At 33.9% G+C, this 5,624-nt stretch carries 6 protein-coding genes; 4 read left to right on the plus strand and 2 right to left on the minus strand.

Annotated features, from left to right (window positions below; genetic code table 11):
- Positions 1 to 80: 80 nt before the first annotated feature.
- Genes AOG55_RS09030 through AOG55_RS09040 form a run of 3 tightly spaced genes read left to right on the plus strand, consistent with a single transcriptional unit; the run spans position 81 to position 3,025 of the window.
- Complete coding sequence (locus tag AOG55_RS09030; RefSeq protein WP_055041206.1) at positions 81 to 1,319, plus strand: NAD(P)/FAD-dependent oxidoreductase; 1,239 nt, start codon at positions 81 to 83, stop codon at positions 1,317 to 1,319.
- A 43-nt stretch (positions 1,320 to 1,362) separates the two neighbouring features.
- On the plus strand, positions 1,363 to 2,016 hold the full coding sequence (locus AOG55_RS09035; protein ID WP_048101074.1) for an endonuclease III domain-containing protein: 654 nt from the start codon (positions 1,363 to 1,365) through the stop codon (positions 2,014 to 2,016).
- Positions 2,017 to 2,062: 46 nt separating this feature from the next.
- Positions 2,063 to 3,025: an aldo/keto reductase gene (locus AOG55_RS09040; RefSeq protein WP_048101075.1), complete on the plus strand. Its 963-nt coding sequence runs from the start codon at positions 2,063 to 2,065 to the stop codon at positions 3,023 to 3,025.
- A 1-nt stretch (position 3,026) separates the two neighbouring features.
- Here AOG55_RS09040 and AOG55_RS09045 read toward each other — a convergent pair whose 3' ends face one another.
- Entirely contained in the window at positions 3,027 to 3,629 is a 603-nt protein-coding gene (locus AOG55_RS09045) for a MarC family protein (protein WP_048101076.1), read from the minus strand.
- A 75-nt stretch (positions 3,630 to 3,704) separates the two neighbouring features.
- Between AOG55_RS09045 and agl3 the strand changes: the two genes are divergently transcribed.
- A complete protein-coding gene (gene agl3 / locus AOG55_RS09050) occupies positions 3,705 to 4,847 on the plus strand; it encodes a UDP-sulfoquinovose synthase (RefSeq protein WP_055041207.1) in 1,143 nt (380 codons plus the stop codon).
- A 3-nt stretch (positions 4,848 to 4,850) separates the two neighbouring features.
- Here the strand turns inward: agl3 and AOG55_RS09055 are convergent, their stop codons facing one another.
- The gene (locus tag AOG55_RS09055; RefSeq protein ID WP_048101078.1) at positions 4,851 to 5,573 is read right to left on the minus strand and encodes a nucleotidyltransferase family protein; all 723 of its coding nucleotides are present in this window, start codon (positions 5,571 to 5,573) and stop codon (positions 4,851 to 4,853) included.
- Positions 5,574 to 5,624 lie beyond the last annotated feature (51 nt).

Here is a 5,624-nt window from a genome sequence, read left to right on the forward strand (position 1 = left end):
TATAAAAATAGACAGTGCTTATCTTTTTAATTCAAACTTCTTCTGGATAAATTTATATAAAGTTTTATTTTGTACTCACTATGAATTATGATATAATTGTAATTGGTGCCGGTATTACCGGGCTAAGCTCTGCATACCATCTTAAAAAAAGAAATCCTGATGCGAAGATTCTGGTTGTTGATAAGGCCGGAACATATTCACAGGGAAACACGGCAAAGAGTGCAGCAGCATTCAGGGATTTTTTCTCCCTCAGGGAAAACCAGATTATGGCGCAGGCCTCAATAGCATTCTATAAAAACCTTCAGGACAAGCAGGGAATAGATATTGGCATGAAATTCTGCGGATATTTATTTTTATTTGATCATGAAAAGGATGAAAAATTTGTATCAAAATACCCAAATTCCAGAATAATTACCGAGGATTTAAGCAGCATATTTAATGTTAATATAGATTCTGAAACAAGGAAAATTATGAATATAGACTCAATAAAAACGGCCATTCTTGACTCTAATGCAGGAATTATAGAGCCGGATCTGCTGTCTAAATATTTTTTTGATCAGATTACATCAATGGGCGTTGATGTGAGGTTTAACACACATGTTAAAAGGCTTGGGCTTGAGCCTGATGTAAGCCTTGATTATCCAGGGGAGCCGTTTAACTGGCAGAAATCATCCATAAAGTACATAGAAACAGACAGGGAAAAAATATACGGTGACTTCTTTATTTTATGCACGGATGTATGGACCACCGCACTTCTTGACCCTGTGGGCATTGACAGCCATTTAAGGCCAAAGAAAAGAATGATATTTCAGGTTACAAGCCCAGGAATAAGGGAAATAATAAACAAAAACATCTTTAATGATTCTGGCGTGTTTCCATTTACCATTTTCCCAACAGGGGTTTATGCCAGGCCATATCCCTCTGCAGGTGCCTTCTGGACAAGCCTCGCAGATGATATAAACCGTGATTTTTCATTTACAGAGCATCCCGAACCTGAACCAGAATTTTATTCCTATAATATTAAGCCAATTTTCGATGCATATTTCCCGGCGTTTCAAAATTCTAAAATTACATCCTCATGGGCCGGATATTATTCATACAATACAATAGACTTCATGCCGTATATATTTAATGCACTTAATATGGTTATAGTTTCCGGAACAACCGGTGGTGGAATAATGAAGGGAGATTCCATAGGCAGAATTGTTGCAGCAAGATATAAAAATGAGGCCTATACAACATTATATAATGGTGAAAAAATAGAAAACACATACGATGGATATTACAGAACAACAAAGATAGAGGACATGATACTATAAAGTATAAAACCAATATTTTAATAAAAATTTATAATTATTATTTATGTTTAATGAACTTTATAGAATTCTTTACGATCATTATGGAGATTTAAAATGGTGGCCCTCATCCTCAGACGATGAAACAGTCATAGGATGCATATTAACACAGAATACGTCATGGAAAAATGTGGAAAAATCCATTATTAATCTTAAAAATAATGGGTTATTAAATTTAAATGCTATAAAAAATATGGATGCTGAAATATTAAAAAAATACATAATGCCCTCAGGATTTTATAATCAGAAGGCGGTTTATCTAAAAAATATTGCTGATGCAGTTATTGACTCATATGGCACACTGGATAATATGAAGAATAGGGATATAAAAAATATATCAAATTTTTTAAAGAATATAAAGGGCGTTGGTCAGGAGACACTGGATTCAATAATGCTTTATGCCCTTAACTATCCGGTTTTTGTTGTTGATGCCTACACAAAAAGATTCCTGAAAAGGTACTATAATCAAAATTTTACATTTGATATGATACAAAATTATGCATTAAATGATCTTAAAAAGGATATATCAATGCTAAAAAATCTTCATGCAATGATTGTTGAACTGTCAAAAACTTACTGCAAAAGCACACCACAATGTTCAGAATGTTTTCTCAGAACAGGATGTAAATACCATAATTCAATTAAAAATTCTGATAGGTAAATAATGAGATGACAAAAATTAATAATTGATTATTAACTTTATATTTATGGAATACACAACTCTCGGGTCAACGGATTTAAAAATATCAAAATTATGCCTTGGGGGCATGTCCTTCGGAACCTCCCAATGGATGGCTGGCAGGGAAGAATCCATAAAAATAATAAAAAAGGCTATAGATTATGGAATAAATTTTATAGATACAGCAAATATATATTCATATGGCGAATCAGAAAAAATAATTGGAGAGGCCATAAGTGGATACAGGGATGATCTTGTTATATCCACAAAGGGTGCCGGAAAAATGTCAGATTTTTATTACGGTTTTAACAGGAAAAATTTATCACGAGCCATTAGGGAAAGCCTGAAAAGGCTCAATACCGATTATGTGGATATATACTTTCTTCATGCATACTTTGATACAATGGACGTTAATGATACTGTTGAAACAATATCGCAGTTCATACATAATGGCCTGGCCCATTATTGCGGCCTTAGCAATGCCCTTGGGTACCAGCTCGCAGAATTCAATACCGTTGCAGGCCTAAAAGAGAATTTTGGTGTTCAGATAGTGCAGAACCATTACAATGCTGTTTACAGGGAGGATGAGCGTGATGTAATACCATTCTGCAGGAAGAAAAATATTACATACTCTCCATTTAGCCCAATTGCAGCCGGATTTTTATCAGGAAAATACCAAAAAAACAAAAACATTGAGACAGTTAGAACAAAAACATATCCGGTAATGAAGCAGAGATATTTCAGGGAATGCGATTATAATGTTCTTGATAGCGTTATGGAAATAGCATCTGAAAGGGGGGCAACACCAGCACAAATAGCCCTGGCATATACAGTAAAAAAGGGATTTATACCTGTTATAGGTGCAAATAAAATAGAATACCTCGAATCAGATATAAATGCACTGGATATAAAATTAACAGATGATGATGTAAAAATAATAGAAAGCAAATACAGGCCCCATGAAATTATACAGGGGAATGCCGGATATTAATCTATTTTATTATATTTAATGCTATAAGGGCATCAAGGAAATACTGTATTGCAAAGCCTGATAAAAGCAGACCAAAAATCCTTGTGATTGCCGTCATAACCTTATCTCCAAGTATGCTTAAAATTTTGGATGAATAAACAAAAAAGACATATACAAGCGCAAGAACCAGAAATACAGATATAATTGTTAATACTTTTGTGATAAAAGGGCCTTTCATAAGTATAATTACCAGTGAAATGGTTCCAGGCCCTGCAAGTAATGGTGTTGCCAGGGGGACAATGCCCATATTCTTTTCATCGCCTGTTGATGATTCCGGTTTTGCACCCTCACGCACCATTTCAATTCCCATCAAAAGAAGGATTAATCCGCCGGCTATTTCAAGGGCCTCAATGGAGATGCCAAAGAATTCTATTATAAGATCACCAAATATGGCAAATATTAATATTATCAGCCCACCATAAACAATTGCATCCTTTGATATTGATTTTCTTGTCTCACGGTTAAATGATGACGTTAATGAAACAAAAATTACAAGATTTCCAAAGGGGTCAATGACAACAAGCAATGGCATGAAGACTTTAAGAAAATCTATGGCGATGGACATATACCGTTATTTCATACCAAATATTAAATATATCTTATTTAAAAAATATTATAAGGATATGAAACATAATCAACAATGAAGGTTTTAATACTGGGCATAGATGGCTACATTGGTTTCCCGCTTGCATTAAGGCTCATTGATCAGGGGCATGAGGTTTATGGTGCTGATAATTTCTATACCCGGAAAAGGTCAAGAAAGGTTAATGCCGATTCTGCCATAAAAATCGATTCAATGAATGAAAGAATAAAAAAAACAGGGAATAAAATAAAATTTTATTATGGTGATGTGAGCAATCCAAAATTTATTTATGATCTTATTAAAAATACCATGCCCGATGCCATTGTCCATCTTGGAGAGCAGAGATCCGCACCGTATTCAATGATTTCCCTGGATACAGCAAATGAGACATTGATAAAAAATATAAAGAGTACAATGAATATAATATATGCTGTTAAGGATATAAAAAAGGATATACACATAGTTAAGCTTGGTTCCATGGGTGAGTATGGAACGCCAAATATAGATATACCGGAGGGGTTTTTTAATATTGAATACCATGGCAGGTCTGATTATTTACCATTCCCAAGGATGGGGCAGTCGTGGTATCACATGTCAAAGGTGCACGATTCATACAATCTAATGCTTGCTAACAAAATCTGGGGATTAAATATAAGCGATGTTATGCAGGGAGTTGTTTATGGTACCAGAACCGGTGAAATTAATAAGTATAATCTAAATACAAGGTTCGATATAGACGAAATTTATGGCACTGTATTGAACAGATTTGCATCCCAGGCAATTCTTGGGATTCCATTAACAGTTTATGGTCAGGGAAATCAGAAAAGGGCGTTTTTATCCCTGGAGGATAGTATCACATGCCTTAACCTAATATTGAATAACCCACCTCATAATGAGTACCGCGTTTATAACCAGTTTGATGAGTATTATTCCCTTAATTACATCGCCGGCGCAGTTGCCAAAAATTATAAATCATTAACAGGTACCGATATAGAAGTATCACACATTGATGACCCGCGGATTGAGAGTCAGGACCATTATTACAATCCAGCTAATGAAAATCTTAAGAAGATCGGCTATAGAAGGCAGAGGTCACTGGATGATGAAATTCCTGTAATACTTTCTGATCTCGAAAATAATAAAAAAAGGCTTATCAAATTAAAGGATTCAATAATGCCAAAAACAAAATGGAATAAATAAAAATTATTTTTTTAAATTCCTTTCAGAGTAATTATATGTTTTTCTTAGTATTTTATAATAATTCTCACTTCTACCGATGCTCACCCAGTCAGAATTTCTTATCAAATAATAGTAAACATCGTTGCCGGCCATTATAAAATCATTAATTGCTGGTGTTAACTCATCGTATTTCATGTAATTAAAAATACCCCTTTCAAAAATGTAAAAAGCCGGAAGTGCATAATTTGTTTCAGGTTTTTCGGGCTTTTCCACAACGCTCAATACCTTTTTTCCGGCAATACTTGCTATGCCATACCTTGACGGATCCTTTACCCTCATTAATGAGATTACACTTTTTTTTCTTATTTTAAAATAATTAATCATTTTAATAATATAATCATCCTTTAGTATGAAGCCATCCCCTGCATTAAGAATAAAATTTGAATTAACATAATCTGATGCAAGTGATACAGCGTATCCGTACCCTTTTGGTTTGTCCTGATAAATTAACTCTATTTTATAATCCAGTGATAATAAATAATCCCTTGTCCCGTTATCATTTTTGTCTATTATAACAAAAAATTTATCAATGCCTGCATTTGAGAGTTTATTTATTATTACATCTATAACAGGCCTTAAAACTATTTTATTATCCCTTACAGAATAAACAGGAAGCATTTCCTTCCTCATATTCCTGGGCAGGTTAGCCCTTGTGCCCTTTCCTGCGGCTGTAATAACTGATTCCATGAAAAGATATAAAAAAAGGATATAAATATATAACATTAATTTTTAATAAAA

The organism is Acidiplasma cupricumulans, assembly GCF_001402935.1.
Lineage (GTDB): Archaea > Thermoplasmatota > Thermoplasmata > Thermoplasmatales > Thermoplasmataceae > Acidiplasma > Acidiplasma aeolicum.